The sequence below is a fragment of the Pseudonocardia sp. OZ21 genome, assembly GCF_059359135.1.
The window spans coordinates 200,724-217,608 of sequence record NZ_JCADBN010000006.1 but is presented as its reverse complement, the minus strand read 5'-3'; the positions used below and the strand labels follow the sequence as shown (position 1 = coordinate 217,608).

Annotated in this window: 19 protein-coding genes and 1 pseudogene; 10 read left to right on the top strand and 10 right to left on the bottom strand. The window is 70.7% G+C overall.

The genetic code is table 11. The features are described 5' to 3' along the window. Positions 1-5: 5 nt before the first annotated feature. From AC5L35_RS16975 to AC5L35_RS16965, 3 genes are read right to left on the bottom strand one after another with little or no spacing between them, the layout of a single operon-like run. A complete protein-coding gene (locus AC5L35_RS16975; RefSeq protein WP_495060598.1) occupies positions 6-803 on the bottom strand; it encodes an SRPBCC family protein in 798 nt (265 codons plus the stop codon). Beyond that, positions 800-1,390, bottom strand: coding sequence for an ArsR/SmtB family transcription factor (locus AC5L35_RS16970; RefSeq protein WP_495060597.1), 591 nt, complete (start codon positions 1,388-1,390; stop codon positions 800-802). The genes AC5L35_RS16975 and AC5L35_RS16970 overlap by 4 nt, the downstream gene beginning before the upstream one ends. Positions 1,391-1,447: 57 nt before the next feature. Next, positions 1,448-2,020 (bottom strand): TIGR03086 family metal-binding protein, encoded by a 573-nt coding sequence (locus tag AC5L35_RS16965; protein ID WP_495060596.1) that lies wholly within the window; start codon positions 2,018-2,020, stop codon positions 1,448-1,450. Between the two features lie 85 nt (positions 2,021-2,105). Here AC5L35_RS16965 and AC5L35_RS16960 point away from each other — a divergent pair, with 85 nt between their 5' ends. The 5 genes and pseudogenes from AC5L35_RS16960 to AC5L35_RS16940 all read left to right on the top strand — a co-directional run bounded on the left by AC5L35_RS16960 (position 2,106) and on the right by AC5L35_RS16940 (position 6,098). Next, positions 2,106-2,930: an AraC family transcriptional regulator gene (locus tag AC5L35_RS16960; protein WP_495060595.1), complete on the top strand. Its 825-nt coding sequence runs from the start codon at positions 2,106-2,108 to the stop codon at positions 2,928-2,930. An 85-nt stretch (positions 2,931-3,015) separates the two neighbouring features. Further along, positions 3,016-3,195 (top strand): annotated as a pseudogene (locus AC5L35_RS16955) (alpha/beta fold hydrolase); the annotation flags it as partial. 134 nt (positions 3,196-3,329) lie between these two features. Then, complete coding sequence (locus AC5L35_RS16950; protein ID WP_495060594.1) at positions 3,330-3,755, top strand: alpha/beta fold hydrolase; 426 nt, start codon at positions 3,330-3,332, stop codon at positions 3,753-3,755. A gap of 216 nt (positions 3,756-3,971) precedes the next feature. Further along, positions 3,972-4,868, top strand: coding sequence for an EamA family transporter (locus tag AC5L35_RS16945; protein ID WP_495060593.1), 897 nt, complete (start codon positions 3,972-3,974; stop codon positions 4,866-4,868). 126 nt (positions 4,869-4,994) lie between these two features. Beyond that, a complete protein-coding gene (locus AC5L35_RS16940) occupies positions 4,995-6,098 on the top strand; it encodes a class I adenylate-forming enzyme family protein (protein ID WP_495060592.1) in 1,104 nt (367 codons plus the stop codon). A 135-nt stretch (positions 6,099-6,233) separates the two neighbouring features. Here AC5L35_RS16940 and AC5L35_RS16935 read toward each other — a convergent pair whose 3' ends face one another. Then, the gene (locus AC5L35_RS16935) at positions 6,234-6,812 is read right to left on the bottom strand and encodes a TetR/AcrR family transcriptional regulator (RefSeq protein WP_495060591.1); all 579 of its coding nucleotides are present in this window, start codon (positions 6,810-6,812) and stop codon (positions 6,234-6,236) included. 90 nt (positions 6,813-6,902) lie between these two features. Between AC5L35_RS16935 and AC5L35_RS16930 the strand changes: the two genes are divergently transcribed. Next, positions 6,903-7,868, top strand: coding sequence for a ketopantoate reductase family protein (locus AC5L35_RS16930; RefSeq protein ID WP_495060590.1), 966 nt, complete (start codon positions 6,903-6,905; stop codon positions 7,866-7,868). Between the two features lie 8 nt (positions 7,869-7,876). Then, positions 7,877-8,347 carry a tyrosine-type recombinase/integrase gene (locus AC5L35_RS16925; protein WP_495060720.1) on the top strand — a complete coding sequence of 157 codons (471 nt, stop codon included), beginning with the start codon at positions 7,877-7,879 and terminating at the stop codon, positions 8,345-8,347. On the opposite strand, the gene AC5L35_RS16920 is transcribed toward AC5L35_RS16925, so the two are convergent. After that, entirely contained in the window at positions 8,246-8,737 is a 492-nt protein-coding gene (locus tag AC5L35_RS16920) for a YajQ family cyclic di-GMP-binding protein (protein ID WP_495060589.1), read from the bottom strand. The two genes, AC5L35_RS16925 and AC5L35_RS16920, sit on opposite strands and share 102 nt — an antisense overlap. Positions 8,738-9,130: 393 nt before the next feature. Here AC5L35_RS16920 and AC5L35_RS16915 point away from each other — a divergent pair, with 393 nt between their 5' ends. Then, positions 9,131-9,580 carry a hypothetical protein gene (locus AC5L35_RS16915; protein ID WP_495060588.1) on the top strand — a complete coding sequence of 150 codons (450 nt, stop codon included), beginning with the start codon at positions 9,131-9,133 and terminating at the stop codon, positions 9,578-9,580. 17 nt (positions 9,581-9,597) lie between these two features. On the opposite strand, the gene AC5L35_RS16910 is transcribed toward AC5L35_RS16915, so the two are convergent. Beyond that, positions 9,598-10,167, bottom strand: coding sequence for a TIGR03086 family metal-binding protein (locus AC5L35_RS16910; RefSeq protein ID WP_495060587.1), 570 nt, complete (start codon positions 10,165-10,167; stop codon positions 9,598-9,600). A gap of 79 nt (positions 10,168-10,246) precedes the next feature. Then, the gene (trpD, locus tag AC5L35_RS16905) at positions 10,247-11,464 is read right to left on the bottom strand and encodes an anthranilate phosphoribosyltransferase (RefSeq protein ID WP_495060586.1); all 1,218 of its coding nucleotides are present in this window, start codon (positions 11,462-11,464) and stop codon (positions 10,247-10,249) included. 386 nt (positions 11,465-11,850) lie between these two features. On the opposite strand from trpD, the gene AC5L35_RS16900 reads away from it, so the two are divergent. Further along, the gene (locus tag AC5L35_RS16900) at positions 11,851-13,554 is read left to right on the top strand and encodes an AMP-binding protein (RefSeq protein ID WP_495060585.1); all 1,704 of its coding nucleotides are present in this window, start codon (positions 11,851-11,853) and stop codon (positions 13,552-13,554) included. Here the strand turns inward: AC5L35_RS16900 and AC5L35_RS16895 are convergent, their stop codons facing one another. Continuing rightward, positions 13,555-14,328, bottom strand: a complete 774-nt coding sequence (locus AC5L35_RS16895; protein WP_495060584.1) for a class I SAM-dependent methyltransferase — start codon at positions 14,326-14,328, stop codon at positions 13,555-13,557. A 94-nt stretch (positions 14,329-14,422) separates the two neighbouring features. Here AC5L35_RS16895 and AC5L35_RS16890 point away from each other — a divergent pair, with 94 nt between their 5' ends. Then, positions 14,423-14,947 carry a GNAT family N-acetyltransferase gene (locus AC5L35_RS16890; protein WP_495060583.1) on the top strand — a complete coding sequence of 175 codons (525 nt, stop codon included), beginning with the start codon at positions 14,423-14,425 and terminating at the stop codon, positions 14,945-14,947. Positions 14,948-14,971: 24 nt separating this feature from the next. On the opposite strand, the gene AC5L35_RS16885 is transcribed toward AC5L35_RS16890, so the two are convergent. Both AC5L35_RS16885 and AC5L35_RS16880 read right to left on the bottom strand, forming a co-directional pair. Continuing rightward, a complete protein-coding gene (locus AC5L35_RS16885; protein WP_495060582.1) occupies positions 14,972-15,985 on the bottom strand; it encodes an ABC transporter substrate-binding protein in 1,014 nt (337 codons plus the stop codon). Positions 15,986-16,034: 49 nt separating this feature from the next. Then, positions 16,035-16,883 carry an ABC transporter permease gene (locus AC5L35_RS16880; protein WP_495060581.1) on the bottom strand — a complete coding sequence of 283 codons (849 nt, stop codon included), beginning with the start codon at positions 16,881-16,883 and terminating at the stop codon, positions 16,035-16,037. Positions 16,884-16,885 lie beyond the last annotated feature (2 nt).

The window sequence follows — 16,885 nt, the reverse complement described above, 5'->3', positions numbered from 1 at the left end:
CTCGCTCAGCGGGGGTCCGGACTGCCGGCGGGCAGCGGGAACAGACGTGTCAGCCACTCCTGCCAGCCGGCGGTGAGCCCCTCGACGTCCACCGGGTCGCCGTAGAAGTAGTGGTAGGCGCTCACGCCGCACCCCTCAGCGCCTTCGGCGCCGAAGCGGTGCAGGCCACGCGCGGACCGGACCCCGAGGAACTCGTCGTTCGCGACGTCCACCACGCCGCGGATGGGGCTCGGCCCGTCCGGGACGAGGGTGACGTCGGCGCCGACGGCGGGGTGGCCGGGGAGCCCGAGCGCGTTGTGGAGCACCGGCCACACCTCGTGGGCCGAGCCGGTCGTGTAGCCCATCGTCAGGACGTTCTGCGCGCGCAGGCCGGCGAAGTGCTCGAGGTAGCTGCGCAGGTTGCCGAAGAAGAGGCGCCATCCGGCCTCGAAGCTGTCGTACTCGCCGTCCCAGCCGGCACCGTCGAGGAATCCGGTCTGTACGAACCGCAGGACCGTGCCGCCGCCGTCACGGCCCTCCACCAGGAACTCGTAGGCGTAGTCGGGGCGGCCGTCCTCGGGTTGCTCGAAGGAGCCGTAGGCGAACCGTCCGCGCCCCTCTGCGGAGACCGGCTCCCACGCCGTCACGCGGCCGGACGCCTCGTAACCGCTGCCGTAGTCCTGCTCGACGGCGCCACCCTCGCGCGGCTCCACCCGCTGGGGCACGAACCAGGTGGCGACACCGGGCCCGGTGGCGATCGCCTCCCACACCGTCTCCGGGTCGGCGTCCAGCTCGAGGTCCAGCTCCAGCCGCCGTTCCGTCATGGCTTCTCCTTCGGTGTGCTCGGGTGCACCGCGACGACCACCCGGTACGGGCGACCTCCTGGTGCGTTGTCGTCGTGGTACTTGGACACGAGCGCGGTGACCGCGGCCGCGAGCTCGTCGGCGAAAGCGGCCCGGTCCCTCGCCGAGCCGAACCGGACCTCGCCGTCGATCGCGAGCGTGGCCAGCCGCTTGCCCGCCTTCGTCGCGCCTGCGAGGAGATCGCCGACCTCACGCACGGTCCGGGCGGCGACGGCGATCAGCCACCGCGCCGAGAGCCGGTCCGGGGCGCGACCGGGATCGGGGGCGATCGCCCCGAGCGCGGCAGGTGAGATCACGTAGCTGGCCGCGGTGGCCTGCATGACCCGTTCGGTCATGTTGCCCTTGCGCCGCTCCTCCACCAGCTCGACGAGACCGTGGTGCTCCAGTGCGCGAAGGTGGTAGTTGATCTTCTGCCGGGGCAGCCCGACCTTCGCCGCGAGACTGCTGGCCGACCCGGGCTCGACCAACTCGGCCAGCAGCCGGGCGCGGACGGGGTCCAGCGAGATCCCCGCCGCTGCAGGGTCGTCGATGACCGCGATCTCCAGCACGGGCGAACGGTCCCACCGACAAGAAAAGTTGTCAAGGAATGGGAGGGGCGAGCACATTCACGGCGTCCGGCCCATCATCGCGAGCAGCTCCGCCTGCGCCCCGGCCCCGGCCGCGACGTCGACCCGTGCGCCGATCACCCCGATCTCCCGGTACGTCGACTCCATCGAGCCGAACCAGGCCCGCACGGCCGCGACGACGCCGGCGTCCATCGTCTCGTCGGAACCCAGCGCGCGGGCCAGGTCGACGGCGTGCACGAGGTGGTCGGCAGCGAGCTGCATGGCGTACTCGCGACCGGGGTGGTCGCCGAAGGACAGGTGGACGACGCGGTCCATCGCCCCCTCGGTGAAGACGGCGGCGAGCGCCCGTGCCGCCGCGTCGTCGAACGCGCTCACCGGGTCGGCGCCGAGCAGGTCGCCCTCGAACCGGGAGCCGACCTCCTCGACCGTCGAGCCGGCGAAGAGCAGTGGCGCCCACAGCTCCTCCTCGACGAGATTGCGGACCAGATCGCGCACGGTCCAGCCGGGAAGGGGTGTCGGTGCGTCCCAGCGACCGTCGACGGCGTGCACCTGCGCGCCGAACTCCGCGCTGCACCGGGCGTAGATCTGGCGGACGTCCACCCGGGTGAGCATGCCCCGTCACCCGCCCCGTCCAGAACCCCCGCGGATCCGTGTCGCGGCTCTGGGAGTTGTCGGAGGTGGCGGGCATGCTGAGCGTGTGACGGAGCCTGTGCCCACCACGAGCGAATCCGGCGTTCTCGGGGTGGGCGATGCCGGCTTCTCCCTGGAGCGCTTCCCGCCCGCGCCCGATCTGGCCGAGCTCGTCGAGCGCCACTGGCTCGTGTCCTGGGATCTGCCGCCGGGGCGCGAAGCATCGGTCACGCTGCTGCCGCATCCGTGCGTCAACCTCGTGCTCGACGGCGGGCGGCTGGCGGTCTCGGGGGTGGGCCGCAACCGGTTCACCTACTGCTACCGCGAGTCGGGCCGGGTGTTCGGCGTGAAGTTCCGTCCGGGTGCCTTCCTGCCGTTCCTCCGCGCCCCCGTCTCCCACATCACCGACGTGGTGCTGCCCGCCGAGCAGCTGTGGGGCTCCGCCGCCGGCCAACTGGCCACGCGGATGACGGCGGCGCCCGGCGTCGACGACCTCGTCTCGCTGGTCGAGGCCTTCCTGCGGGAGCGCAGGCCCCCGCACGACCCGCAGGTGGCGCTGGTCGGCCGGATCGTCGTGGCCCTGTTGCACGATCGCACGATCAGCCGGGTCGACGACGTCACCCAGCGGTTCGACATCAGCCCGCGCACCCTGCAGCGGCTGTTCCGGCGCTACGTCGGGGTCAGCCCGAAGTGGGTGCTCCGCCGCTACCGGCTGCACGAGGCCGCGGCGGCGCTCGCCAGGGAGCAGCACCGGCCGTGGGCGGAGGTCGCCGCCGAGCTGGGCTACTTCGACCAGTCCCACTTCATCCGCGACTTCACCACGGCGGTCGGTCTCACCCCGGCGGCCTACGCCCAGGCCTGCCTGGAGTCCCGGGCCCCGGTCAGCGCCTGACCCCACCGCGCACACCTGGTGGCCACCGCACACACGTCCTGGGGTGTGCACGGTGGCCACTGGATGTGCACCGTGCGGTGATCGGATGCGGGATGCTGGCGCCGTGACCGGTCTCCGCGTGCTCCGGGGCGGCGGTAGCGCCCCCGTCGTGTTGTTGCTGCACGGGCTCGGCGCCACCTCCGACGTGTGGCACGGGGCCGGGGAGGCCCTCGGCGGGCGCGCCTGGGTGGCGCCCGACCTGCCGGGGCACGGCGGGTCGGCCCCGCTGCCCCACTACACGTTCCCCGCGGTGGCCGCGGCGGTCGCCGACCTGGTCGACCCCGCGGGCACGGTGGTCGTCGGCACTCGTTCGGCGGGGTCGTCGCGCTGCACCTCGCGAGCCGTCCCGGCGTCCGTGCGATGGTCGGTCTCGGGATCAAGGTCGCCTGGACCGACGACGACCTGGTCCGTGCCGCGAAGATCGCCGCCAGGGAGCCCGTGCGCTTCGACACCCGCGCCGAGGCCGTCGCCCGTCACCTGCGCGTCGCCGGGCTCGACGGCCTGGTCGGGCCGGACGATCCGGCGGTGGCCGCGGGCGTCGTCGAGGAGGGCGGCCGCTGGCGTCCCACCCTCGACCCGCGCGCCTTCGGCATCGGCGAACCGGGGGTGGCCGCCCTGCTCGCCTCGGCTCCCGTGCCGGTCGTGCTGGCCCGCGGGGAGCACGACCCGATGGTCAGCTCCGACGACCTGCTGGCGCTCGCACCGAACTCCGTCGACCTGCCCGGGCTCGGCCACAACGCCCACGTGGAGAACCCGGCAGCGGTTGCGGCGCTGATCACGGCATAGCCGCCGTGTTACGGTCCGAAACAGCATGTGGTTGCGCCTAGGGTTCCGCTGACCGTCCGCCTCCCGGCCGACAATCAGGGCAGCTCAGGACTGGGCCGAGCGGCGCCACGGCGAGGCAGTCCGCCTGGACGTCTGGTCGACACCCGACGGGATAAAAGCCCCGAGGGCTCCGTGTTCGACGGCCCACTTCGTGTGGGATCGATCCCAGGAGCCATCGTGGTGACTGCCCCTCTGACCCATGCCCTCGCCTCGTCGCGCGGCCCGTCCGCCGGAGTCGGTGGAGAGTTCGTCGCGATCACCTTGTTCGCCGCGCTGCTCCACGCGACGTGGAACGCGATGGCTCACGCCGTGACGGACCGGCTGGTCGGCTTCGGTCTCATCGGGGTCGCCTACACGGTGGTCGGCGGTGCCGTCGCCGTCGGGCTCGGGCTGCCGCCCGCGTCGGCGTGGCCACTCATCCTGGCCTCCGCCGCCCTGCACGTCGCCTACAACCTGCTGCTGCTCACCAGTTTCCGACTCGGCGAGTTCAGCCAGGTCTACCCGGTGGCGCGCGGAACGGCCCCGTGGCTCGTCGTCGTGATCGAGGTCGCGGTGCTCGGCCGGACCCTGCCCGTGTGGCAGTTGGTCGGTGTCCTCGTCATGTCGGTCGGGCTCGTCAGTCTCGCCCTCGAGCAGGGTCGCTTCTCCCGGGCGCAGCTTCCTGCGCTGGGGGCAGCGGTGGCGACGGGGGCGTGCATCGCCGCCTACACCGTCGTGGACGCCCAGGCGGTGGCGACGACGGCGGTGCCGGTCTACGCAGCCTGGATGTTCCTGCTCCAGGGCCCGGTGGTTCCCGCCGTCGCGCTCATGGCCCGGGGTCGCGGCCTTCTGGCCGGGATCAGCCGTTCGACGCTGACGCGCGGCCTCGTCGGCGGGCTCGTCTCTCTCCTCGCCTACGGGCTCGTGCTCTACGCCCAGACCAGCGGGGCGACCGCCGCCGTCGCGGCGCTCCGGGAGAGCAGCATCGTCTTCGGAGCGATCATCGGGACCGTCGTGCTGAAGGAGCGCTTCGGGCGCTCGCGCATCGTGGCGGCGATCATCGTCACCGCAGGAATCGTATTGATCACCCTCTGAACGTGACTGGCTTCGGTATTGCGCCGGTTGGGCGCTTCACATTTACTGCGGCGTACGGCTCCGATCGTCCACTCGTCGGCTGCGCAAACTGGAAAAGGCTGGGGGATCGCCCCGTAGCTTGACGACGTGGAAATTGATTCAGCCTGTCGAACGGACTTCCGGACGGCGCTGGGACTGCGTCCATCTGATTCGGATATCGAGCGGTTCCGCGCGCTTGGTGCGTGGCGGGCGGAAACGCCACTCGACGACCTGGCCCGCTACAGCATCGCCGAGGTCTTCTGTTACGGCCCGCACGACACAGCCGCCACATCGTCCCCGGTGAGCCATGCCGGCGGGATCACCCTCGTCAACCTTCTCCCGCTCCTCGTGGGCGGTACCGCGGTCTTCATGGACGTCTGGGAGCCTGCGGGCGGGATCGAGCTGATGGCCGAGACGGGTACGACCACGATGTGGGGCGCACCGACGGTGTGGGCGGAGCTCGTCGCCGAGGTGCGGCAGCGCCCCCGGCCGTTGCCCACGTTGCGGATCGGGGGTGCCTTCGGCACCGCGACCCCAGCACCCCTGGTCGCGGACGTCGCCGAGGTGTTCGGCCTGAACCTGCACACCATCTGGGGCTCGACCGAGGCGGGTGGCACCATGACGTGGCCCGGGGACCCGCCGGGCTGGGCGGCGCGCAGCGTGGGCCGGCCCACGCCGGGCGTGGAGATCGACCTGCGCGCGGACGGTCCGGTCACCGCCGAGTCGCCCGGGCGCGTGTACCTGCGCGGTAGCCGGCTGTGTCTGGCCACGGTCGGTCGCGACACCGGGGAGGTCGCCGTGCTCGCCGAGCACGACGGGGGCTGGTACGACATGGGTGATCTCGCCGTTCCCGACAGCCGGGGCGGCCTGCGGCTCCTCGGCCGGGCCACCGACCGCATCGCCGGCTCGTTCATGATCCCGGTCACCGACGTCGAATCGGTCGTGCTCACCCACCCCGGCGTCGACGAGGTCGCCCTCGTGGGTTATCCGGACGGGAACGGCGGTGAGCTGGCGTGCGCGGTGATCGTCTCCCGGGCCACCCCACCGACTCTCGAGGACATCCGCGCCTACCTCGACCAGCGCGGTATGACGCAGTGGTACCAGTCCAGCCGCATCGAGGTCCTGCCCGAGTTGCCCCGCAACGAGACCGGCAAGGTCCGCAAGGAACTGTTGCGGCGCTGGCTGCGCGGCGAGGCCCAGCTCACCGCGTAGCCCCCCGGCGCGCCTGATCGACCGATCGGTGGGGCGAACGTGGCCGACCGGACGCGGACGCTCGTCGACTCCGCGCCCGGTTGTACCGGCAGGGGTCGCGTGAGGCGTCTGCGCTCGGCTGGCGAATCGCGCGAGCTATCCGTCCGAGTCCGGTCGGCGCAGTCCGTCCAGCACGAGGGTGATGACGTCGTCGGCCTCAGCCCGCCAGTTGGGACGGTCATGGGCCGCGCCGATGCCGTGCAGCGCCATCATCACGGCACCGGCGTCCACGTCGCCGCGAACGGCGTCCTCCTGCGCGGCGGCGGCCACCAGGTCGGTGACAGCCCGCTCCAGCGCCCGGCTGCCCTCGGCGAGGGCGCCCGAGCGATCGGCCATGAGCGTGGCCAGCGTCCGGGCCAGGCCCTCGTGGGCGTCCATGTGGTCGACCATGCCGCGTAGGAAGGTCGCCAACGCCTCCGCCGCGGGCAACGTGGCCTGTAGCTGGCGGGCGCGGTCGCACAGCGCGGCGACTTCCCCGTGGTAGACCGCCTCGGCCAGTGCCTCCCGGGTGGGGAAGTGGCGGTACAGCGTGCCGGTGCCCACCCCGGCCAGGCGAGCGAAGTCATCGAAGCGCAGGTCGAAGAAGCCCCCGGCGTCGAAGACCTCCCGGGCCGTGGCGAGCAGGGCCTCACGCTTGCGCTGGGCGTCGGCCCTCAGCGGCTTGTCGGCGGTCATGCGCTCCCTCGCGTTGACAAATGGAGACGACCTCCATATCTTAGAAAGTGGAGATGACCTCCAATTCGATCGTACCCCACGAGGTGCAGCGTGAAGATCCTGATGTTCGGCCGGGGCGTGATCGCCACCGTCTACGGCTGGGTCCTGCAACAGGGGGGACATGACGTCGAGTTCTACGTCCGGCCGGGCCGCGCGGCGACGTACGGAGACGCAGTGGACCTCGACCTGCTCGATATGCGGCGCCGGGTGTGGGGGCAGCGCGTCGTCGAGAAGTGGCCGGTGCGCTACCGCGAGGCGCTGGAGCCGGACCACGACTTCGACCTGATCGTGCTCGGCGTGCCGCACCACCGCCTCCCGGAGGCGGCGGCCTTCCTGTCCCCGCGTGTCGGCCAGGCCACGGTGCTGGTCTTCGGCAACATCTGGACCGAGCCGCTCGCCGCGATCGGCGCACTCCCGCCCGACCAGATCGCCTTCGGCTTTCCCCAGGCCGGCGGCGGTTTCGGCGCGGACGGCGTGCTCCGTGGGGGGCTGCTGCCGTCGGTCATCTTCGGCGCCCTCGGCCAGCCCCCTACCGACCGGGAGCGGGCCGTGCGCCAGGCGTTTCGCGAAGCCGGGCTCCGAATCAAGGAGCGGCCCGACTTCCGCGGCTGGCTGTGGGTCCATTTCGCCTCGGATGCCGGCCTGTTCTCGCAGGGCCTGCGGTTGGGTTCCCTGTCCAAGCTGGCCGGGTCGACGCGCGACTTCCGCGAGGCGCTGCTGGCCGGTCGCGAACTGCTGCCGCTTCTCCAGGCGCGCGGCGTCGACCTGCGACGTCACCGGGGCGGTCTGCTGCCGTTCCGGGCGCCCACCTGGCTGACGGCCCCCGCGCTCGCCTGGCTGACCGCTCACGTCACGCCGATACGCGTGAACTTCGCGGCGCACTCCGACCCCGACGCCGAGGAGCCGCGTGAGATCTGCCGAGACACCCTCGCGGAAGCACGACGGCTGGGCATTGCGGTGCCACGGCTGGAAGCGGCGGAACCGAACTTTGCCCGTGAGGGGACGGGTCGAGTCTGAACTTGGCGATGTTGTCGGTCCCGGTAGTACGCCCGGCGTACCTGATCTTCACCCGTGGCGACCGGCGCCCGATCCACCGAGCCGACTGGTCACACATCTGGCGCCCCGCGGTGAGGGCCGCCGGCCTTCCGCTCGGCTTCGGCCTGCGCGACCTCCGCCACTACTTCGCCACGGTGCTGATCTTCGGCGGGGCGAACGTGAAGTCGGTGCAGCTCGCCATGGGGCACACCACACCGACCATCACGCTCAACACCTACGTGGGTACTGGCCCGCCGCGGTCGACCGGACGCGGACGCTCGTCGGCTCCGCGCTCGGTTGTACCGGAGTTGTACCGGCGGGGGTCGCGTGAAGCGTCTGCGCTGGTCAGCCCGTGTGTGCTACCGGTAGTTGGTGAACTGCAGGGCGATCCCGAAGTCCTTGCCCTTGAGCAGCGCGATGACGGCCTGCAGGTCGTCCTTCTTCTTGCCCGACACGCGTAGCTGGTCGCCCTGGATCTGCGCCTGCACGCCCTTCAGCTTCTCGTCCCGGATGGCCTTGCTGATCTCCTTGGCCTTGTCCGACTCGATGCCCTGCAGGATCTTGCCGTTGACCTTGTAGATCTTCCCGGAGACGGCGGGCTCACCGGCCTCGAACGCCTTCAGCGAGATGTTCCGCTTGATCAGCTTCTCCTTGAAGACCTCGACGGCCGCCGTGGCCCGCTCCTCGGTCTCCGACTCGATCGTCAGAGCTTCCTCGCCGGCCCAGGCGATCGAGGTCCCGGTCCCGCGGAAGTCGAAGCGCTGCGAGAGCTCCTTCGCCGCCTGGTTAAGGGCGTTGTCGACCTCCTGCCGGTCGACCTTGCTCACCACGTCGAACGACGGGTCGGCCATCAGGTTCCTCCTTGGTGACCGGGCCGCTGCTGGACCCGGTTCATCGCTGTCGTATCCTCATACCCGCGCCACGGCGCACTGGCAGGTTGACCTGCCACACCCCGCACAAGCGGCCTCTGACCAGCGAAATCTGGACAGAGGCCGCTTTTGTGCATGTCCCGCCTGAGCAGCCGCACCGCACGCCCGGCGAAGGTGGTGGCCGCGTGGGCGGGCAGGCGTGGACGCTCTGCTCCGCGGGGCGGAGGAGGCGCCGAGGCAGGGCGGTTCATGATCGCGTCTGTCCGACACCGGGTTCCACCGTGGCCGCGGCCGTCGGCTTTCCCTCCATCCGGGGCGGATGAGTCCTCCGGCCGGATAATCCTGCTCTCGACGACGCCTCGCGAGGGGGATCACATGCCTGATCAGGATGAGGACGCGCCCGCACCCCTCGAGCCGCGCATCGCGGCGGCCGTCGTCGACGTCCTCGTCTACGTGGTCGTCCTGAACCTTTTCGTGGAGTACCTCCCCCAGGTGCTCACCGAGACGTTCACCATCTCCCTGCTCACCGCTGTCCTGCTGAAGGGCATCCTCGACGTCGTCGTGGCCGCGAAGAGCAGGGTGAAGGCACGGTTCCGGGCAGCGTCGACGCCGAGCGGCAAGGTGATTGCGGCGGTCATGCTCTGGGCCGTTCTCTTCGGGAGCAAGTTCCTCGTCCTGGAGGCCGTCGACCTCGTCTTCGGCGCGCGCGTCAGCCTTGGCGGCTTCTTCTCGGTGACGCTGCTGATCCTTGCCTTGTTGCTGTCCCGGGCCGCCGTTGAGCGGCTGCTCCAAAGCCACCGTTTTCGCGTTCGAGCCGAGCGGTGAGGACGCTTTCTCGGGGGTCAGAAGGGGTTGCGGCCGATGAAGGCGAGCAGCCTGGTCTGAGCGTCGGCGTCGTTGGGGACGTCGACCTTGGGCCCGTACTGCCCGCTGGAGCGCAGCACGTCATCGAGGGGCCGCATCTGTTCCAGTAGGGCCGCGCAGCGCTGAGGGTCGAGGGTCTCGTCCTGGCCGGTGGCGCGGGCGAGGTCCCACGTGTGCATGAAGACGTCGTTGGTGAAGAACTGCGCGATCGCCATGGGCAGCGCCACCTCGCCGATGTGCCGGTCGACCAGCTTCTTGTCGGCCGAGGCGGGGTCGTCGAGGAGGGCCTGGACGCCGTCGCTCATGGTGCGCCAGGCGGACACCGGGTCCTCGTTGACACTGGGCCCCTGCGGCAGGGTCACGCCTGCGCCGCCGGCCAGGAAGCCGGGAAACCACCCGACGAGGTGCCCCACGACGTCGCGGGCGGTCCATTCGGGGACAGGGGACCGACGGCTCCACGTGGCATGGTCGGGCACGACCTCGACGAGCTGGGTGAAGCGGCCGGCGATCTCGCGATACTCGTCGGCGGGGGTCTGGTTCGCGATCACTGAATCGCCTCCCTGGGGGGTCGGAGGGCACGACGGCGATGCCCGTCGCGTGGTGTCAGACAAGACCGCAGCCCCGAGCTCAACTCATCGGCGGACCGGCGTTGCCGACCGCGACGCGCGCCCGTTGTGGTCCTCGCAGCGCCCACAGGCCCTGCGAGGACCCGAACCAGCGCGCGGGACGCGTCAGCCGGAGCGCGACGCCTTTGACGTTGCTGGTGGCCACCCAGTGCTCGAGGGTGCGTCGTGCGGCGCCCGAGTCGACGGATCGGGCCGCGGTGTCGAGTGCCGCCGGCAGCGCACCGGGAACGGTGTCGGGGAGATGAGAACCGTCGGCGACGTCATGGGCCACGATCGCGGCGGCGGCGTTGAGCAGCACCGCATCCCGGACCGGGCCGGGTTTCCCCGCCAGGACGTCGCGTACGACCCCGGCGTTGTGGAAGCGGTCGGCCCCACGCAGGGCACCGGCGGGCGCGGCCGGTATCCCGAGTGCCGCCGGGTCGATCCGTACGCGCGCGACCCGGGAGCCGCCGGCGATCCACATCTTCGACGTGGTCGTCGTGGTGAGTTCGTCGAGGCCGTCGTCACCGCGAACGACGAGTGCGGTGACTCCGCGGTCGGCGAACACCCGGGCCAGCACCGGAGCTTTGGTGTCGTCGGCGCAGCCGATCAGGGACGCGGCCGGACGGGCCGGGTTGACGAGCGGCCCGAGCAGGTTGAACACGGTGGGGACACCGATCTGACGGCGCGGTGCGGAGGTGTGGGCGAGGCCGGGCTGAAAGACCGGCGCGAAGCAGAACCCGATCCCGCTGGTCGCGACCGTTCGTGCGACCCCGTCGGCGTGGAGATCGATGCGTACGCCGAGTTCTTCGAGGACATCGGCGGTACCGCAGGTCGACGAGGCGCCGCGCCCTCCGTGTTTGATCACGCGCCGGCCCGTGCCGGCCACCACCAGGGCTGCCATCGTCGAGATGTTCACCGTGTCGGCTCCGTCGCCCCCGGTGCCCACGACGTCGACTGCCGTCCCCTCGATGCGAACCGGGGTGGCGCTGCGCATCAGGGACGTCGTCAACCCGGCGATCTCGTCGGCGGTTTCTCCCTTCGTCCGCAGCAGCACGGCGAACGCGGCGATCTGGGCGGGGGTGGCCGCGCCCGCGACGATCTCGTCCATCACCTGCTCAGTGAGCAGCGCCGGCAGATCCTCGCCGCGGAGCAGAGCGGTGAGCACCGTCGGCCACAGACCCGAGGCGCCCGGGGCGGGACGCGAACCCAGTGGCGAGAGCGACGCAGAGCGGGACATCAGGTGGTCCTTCCGGTTCGGGATACCGGCCGCCTGGAGGGGACGGGCCGGGATCCGCGAATCCGGGAGGGGATGCGTCAGTCCTCGGCCCTACGGCAGCCGAGAACAGCGCAAGCTTCACGGTCGCCGGGTAGGCGACCACCACCAGCACTGCGCAGACGACATCACCCGCGCATCTCAACACCTGCTCCGCCCCGCGGCAACGCACTAACGGCGCCCGGAGGAGTGCCGGTGGGCCCGGCCCGGAGCCTGAGTATTGTTTGTCTACTTTCTCGCCATTCTCCGTATTGTGAAACTGTGGTCGCAATGCTGATCCTGGTTAGATGAGACGCCTGCGTAGAGGTGAGAGGTGTGAGCCGGGTATGAATGAACCGCAGGTGAATGAAGTGTCGAGCGTGGTGAACGAGGCCGGTTTCCGGGAGGCCCTGGCGCTGCGCCCGCCGGATTCGGCGATCCGCCGGTTCCGCGAGTCGAAGGTGTGGCGAGAGGGCACTGTCCTCGACGACCTGCTGCGGTGGCGGGACGAGTCCCCCGAGGCGATCGCCATCGTTGCTCATCAGATGGGTACCGGCGTCGAGCGGCTGACGTACCGGCAGTACGCCGACCACGTCGAACGGTTCGCCGGTGCCTTGTGGGAACTGGGGGTCCGCCCGGGGCAGGTGGTTGCGCTCCAACTGCCCAACCGTTGGCAGGTGAATGTGCTCCTGCTGGCGTGCGCCCGGATCGGAGCGGTGTTCGCGCCGATCATCACCAGCATTCGCCCACGCGAACTGGAGCGGGTGCTGCGCCGGCTGCAGGCCGGTGTCTTCATCAGCATCGACCGGTGGGACGGCTTCGAGCACGCGTCGGCGCTGGCCGAGTTCGCGCCACGGCTGCCTGACCTGCGCCATCGAGTGGTGCTCGGTGATGCCTCGGACGACGAGATCGACTTCGTCGAGCACTGTCAGAACGTTCCCTGGGAGCGCACTCACGCCACAGCTCTCGCCGGGTTGTCCGCGGATCCGGACCGGGTCGGCCTGGTGCTGTTCACCTCCGGCACCACGGGGGAGCCGAAAGCGGCGCTGCATACCCTGAACACCCTGTATGCCGCCTACTCCGCCCCGACGTTCGAGGACGGCTACGGGTCGGCGGATGTGTTCCTCAGTTCTGCCGCACTGACCCATATCGCAGGAACCGGTCTCTCCAACCTGGTACCCCTGCTCGTGGGCGGGCGCACGGTCCTGCTGGACACGTGGGAGCCGGAAACGGCATTGGACCTGATGACGGAGAACGCGGTCAGCCTGCTGGGCGGAGTGCCGGTCACGCTCTCCGCGCTGATCACGGAGTTGCGCAGCCGGCCCACGCCGTTGCCGGCACTCGGCACGGTCGTGTCCTTCGGGACGCTGACCCCGGGTCCTCTGATCGAGGACGTGCAGTCGGTTTTCGGCCTGCCACTGCGAACGGCCTGGGGAATGACCGAGACGGCTGGATCGTGCACGTTCATCCGGCGCGATGATCCCGCCGACTGGATCGCTCACAGCGTCGGCCGACCGATTCCCGGAGTGGAGCTCGACCTGCGGCACGAGGGCGACACCACCGCGGAGCAGGCCGCGCGGCTGTTCATCCGGGGAGCCCCCGTATGCCTGGCCACCGTGGGCCGGGACAGCGGCGACGTGACCGTCATCGCCGAGCACGATGACGGCTGGTACGACACGGGCGACCTGGCCGTCCCGGACGGTCGTGGCGGAATCCAGCTGCTCGGCCGCGCCGCCGACCGGATCGGGGGCGCGTTCATGATCCCCGTCAACGATGTCGAGACGACGCTGTTGGGGCACCCGGACATCGACGACGTGGCTCTCGTCGGTTATCCGGACGGTGACGGCGGTGAACTGGCCTGCGCCGTCATCGTCAGCCACACCGCGCCGCCTTCCATCGCCGATCTGCGGAAGTACCTGGACGAGCTGGGCATGACCGAGTGGTACCAGCCCACTCGGGTCGAAGCCGTGCCCGCACTGCCGCGCAACTCCATGGGGAAGGTTCGCAAGGAACTGCTTCGCCGCTGGCTGCAAGGTGGCGCCGACCCCGCCGCGCTCGACGCCACAGCCCCGTAGTCAGGGCCGGTGGGAGACGACGAGGACGAGCGAGCCGAGGAAGTGGGGCTGGCGACGCAGGTGCCCGTGGTCGGCGTCCCAGCGGCCCTCGGCCAGGTCGCGACCCAGGTCGTGCTCGAACCGCTCGTGGACTGCAGCCGGTACGAAGGTCCAGGTCGACATGGCCCGCCGGGCGCCCGGGTCGAGCAGGAGTTCCGGACGGCCGTAGTAGGCCTCGCAGAACCCGTCGACGCAGTGCAGCGGGATCGGGACCGGGGTGATGGTGCACCGCCCGCCGAGACCGGCGGTGACGGCTTCGAGCGGGGGGTCGCGGCGAGCCTCGACGTCGATCGCCTCCGGCGCGTAGCGGTTCAGCCAGAACCGGGGCAGCAGGAGCGGGTCGGAGGTCAGCACCACAACGGGGCCGCGGGTGACCCGCCGGAGCTCGGCCAGGCCCCGGGCGAGGTCGGTCCACTGGTGCACGGTCTGGACGGCCATCGCCGCGTCGAAGGAGCCGTCGGCGAACGGCAGTTCCTCGGCCGTCGCATCCAGCGCCGGAGGGCGGTCGGCCGGGCGCTGCGCACGCATCGAGGCCGCCGGCTCGACGGCCGTGACCTGCCGATCGGCGGGCTCGTAGGAACCGGCGCCCGCGCCGACGTTCAGCACCGTGGTCGCCGCTCCGAGAGCATCGTGCACGACCCGGGCGATCGCCGGATCCGGACGCCGGTAGCGGCTGTAGCCGGAGCCGATCACCTGGTAGTCGACATCGCCGGCACTACCGTCTGCACGCCGCACCCGGGAGACGCTACCGAGGATGTGCGGCGGCAGTGTGTCGTCGCCGCGGATTTCGAGCAGACGACGGCCGCTCCCGGATGGCAGCCTCGCGCGCATGATCGTGATACGAGAAGCGCGGCCGGAGGACGCCCGCGGAATCGCCGCCGTGCACGTCTCGTCCTGGCAGGAGGCCTACCGCGGGCTGCTACCCGCCGACGTCCTTGCCGGGCTCTCCGTCGACGGTCGCGAGCAGGTGTGGGCCGCCATCCTGAGTGATCCCTCGACCCGGGATCCCGTTCTGGTCGCGGCCGACGACTCCACGGTTCACGGATTCGTGTCCATGGGGCCGAACCGGGGCGGTGCCGCGGGCGAGGCCACCGGCGAGCTCTACGCGTTCTACGTCCACCCCGGTCGTTGGCGCGAGGGGATCGGCGGCCGATTGCACAGCGCCGCGATCCAGCGGCTCACGGCACTCCGGTTCGTCGACGCCGCGCTCTGGGTGCTGGCGGGAAACGACCGGGCCCTCGGTTTCTATCGGCGCGCCGGGTGGGTCCTGGACGGGCAGACCAAGACGGACCGCGGACCTGGCGGGGCCGATCTCCACGAGCTGCGCCTGCACCGCCGGCTCCGGGCTCGCTGACGCCGGCGGTGCTGGCTTCGTTCGTCAGGTCTTGGGGACGTTCGCCGAGTAGGTGTTGTCGACGTACTTCGAGCTCGGCAGCGGCGTGCTGTAGTTCAGCAGGCCGGCCTGCTGGAACACCTGCTGCATCGAGTCGAGCGTCGTGACGGGCGGGGCGAGGCGAGGATCGAACACGTCGGCGGGCTGCTGCTGCAGCACGCTCAGGTTCTGGCCGATGGCCTTCGCCTCGATCTGCAGGTTGGGGGTCGACTTGGCCTGGGCGCCCTGCAGGTCCTGCGCGCCCTGGGCGAGAGCGTCGAAGAACGGTTGCGCGGCGGGGGACTTGGCGAACGCGCCCCCGTAGATGACGCCGGTCACCGAGGTGCCCGGCTGGGCGCTGGCGATCAGCTTGCCGGTTCCGGAGCTGACCGCGTCGGACAGGAACGGGCTGGACATCAGCGCTGCCGCGACGCCTCCGGACTTCAGGGCGGCCGCCTGCTCGGGGAGCGGGAGGTTCACCGGCGTGACGTCCTTGAGCGTCAGGTGGTACGGCGCCAGCGCCTCGGCCAGCAGATAGCCGCCTGCGGCACCTGGTCCACCACTGACCCCGATCTTCTTGCCGCGGAGATCGGCGGGGGTCTTCACCGTGTCCGCCATCTGCGAGGAGACCACGAGACCGTCGGCGGCCTGTCCGCTCGGTTCGCCTGCCATCGAGCCGACCACCTTCACGTCCAGCCCCGAGTTGATGCCGTTGAACAGGCCGGCGGAAAAGCCCGCGAGCACCGCCTGCACCTTGTTGCTCGCCGCGAGAGCGATGGCGTCCTGCCCCGCCGCCACGGTCGTCAGGTGGACGTCGATGTGGCGCTGCGTGAAGTAGCCCTTGCCCATCGCCACGTACAACGGCGCGAACAGAGACGCGGGCACGTAGGCCACGTCGACCGTCGTGTCGCTCGGTTGCGCAGGGGCCGAGGCGGTCGGAGCGCTGCTGCCACAGGCCACCAGGGCCGCGGCGGCGATGGCGATGATCCCGCCGGTGAGCAGTGGATGACGAACACGCACGAATGAGCTCCTTCTTCTGCAATCTTGTGCCGCATGAACGGGGGCCGCCTCAGTGGCGGGTCGACCAGGGCAGCGCCAAGCGCTCGGCCAGTAGGACAACTCCGGTGGACACGGCGCCGAGCAACGCGATGGCGACCAGTCCGACATACATGTTGGGCGGCTGGAACAACTGCCAGGAGTTCCAGACCAGATACCCGAGCCCGTCGTTCGACGCCACCATCTCGGTGGCGGTGATCGCCACCAGTGCCAGTGCGACCGCCACCCGCAGGCCGGTGAACACCGACGGGAGGCATCCGGGAAGCAGAACGTGGACCAGTTGGCGCCAGCCGGTGGCCCCGTAGGCCCGGCCGGCCTCGAGCAGTCGCGGGTCCAGGTCGCGGATTCCGGAGATCGTGTTGATCTCCATCACGAAGAAGGTCACGGCGACCACCGTCAGCACCTTCGGGAGCTCTCCGATTCCGAAGATCACCAGGAGCAGGGGCAGCAGAGCGATCTGGGGAATGGCGTACAGGGCTGCGAACAATGGCGAGAACGCCGCCCGCAGCGGACGTGCCAGGCCCAGCGCGAGGCCGATGACGATGCCGCCTGCGGCGCCGACCAGATAGCCGACCCCGAGGCGAACCAGGGTGGCCATGACGTCCTGTTCGAGAGTGCCGTCGGAGAGCAGGCCGCCTGCGGCCGACATGATCTGGGTGGGCGGCGTGAAGATCACGGGATCCACCAGGCCGAGAGACGTCGTCAGTTGCCAGGCCAGGATGAGCACGATCGGTGTCGCGATGCCGAGAAGTACGTCCCGGCCACGCTTGCGCCGGTCGCGGCGGGCGATCCGGGCGATCTCCGCCGTCTCGTCCGTCCCGGTCGTACGGCGGCGCTCCGAGGGTCCGGATGTCTCGCTCACGG

Excerpts from the sequence above, each read along its gene's own strand:
- AC5L35_RS16975 (WP_495060598.1), bottom strand. The coding sequence starts at position 803 with ATGACGGAACGGCGGCTGGAGCTGGACCTCGAGCTGGACGCCGACCCG.
- AC5L35_RS16965 (WP_495060596.1), bottom strand. The coding sequence starts at position 2,020 with ATGCTCACCCGGGTGGACGTCCGCCAGATCTACGCCCGGTGCAGCGCG.
- AC5L35_RS16950 (WP_495060594.1), top strand. The coding sequence starts at position 3,330 with ATGGTCGGTCTCGGGATCAAGGTCGCCTGGACCGACGACGACCTGGTC.
- AC5L35_RS16935 (WP_495060591.1), bottom strand. The coding sequence starts at position 6,812 with ATGACCGCCGACAAGCCGCTGAGGGCCGACGCCCAGCGCAAGCGTGAG.
- AC5L35_RS16925 (WP_495060720.1), top strand. The coding sequence starts at position 7,877 with ATGTTGTCGGTCCCGGTAGTACGCCCGGCGTACCTGATCTTCACCCGT.
- AC5L35_RS16920 (WP_495060589.1), bottom strand. The coding sequence starts at position 8,737 with ATGGCCGACCCGTCGTTCGACGTGGTGAGCAAGGTCGACCGGCAGGAG.
- AC5L35_RS16915 (WP_495060588.1), top strand. The coding sequence starts at position 9,131 with ATGCCTGATCAGGATGAGGACGCGCCCGCACCCCTCGAGCCGCGCATC.
- trpD (WP_495060586.1), bottom strand. The coding sequence starts at position 11,464 with ATGTCCCGCTCTGCGTCGCTCTCGCCACTGGGTTCGCGTCCCGCCCCG.
- AC5L35_RS16890 (WP_495060583.1), top strand. The coding sequence starts at position 14,423 with ATGATCGTGATACGAGAAGCGCGGCCGGAGGACGCCCGCGGAATCGCC.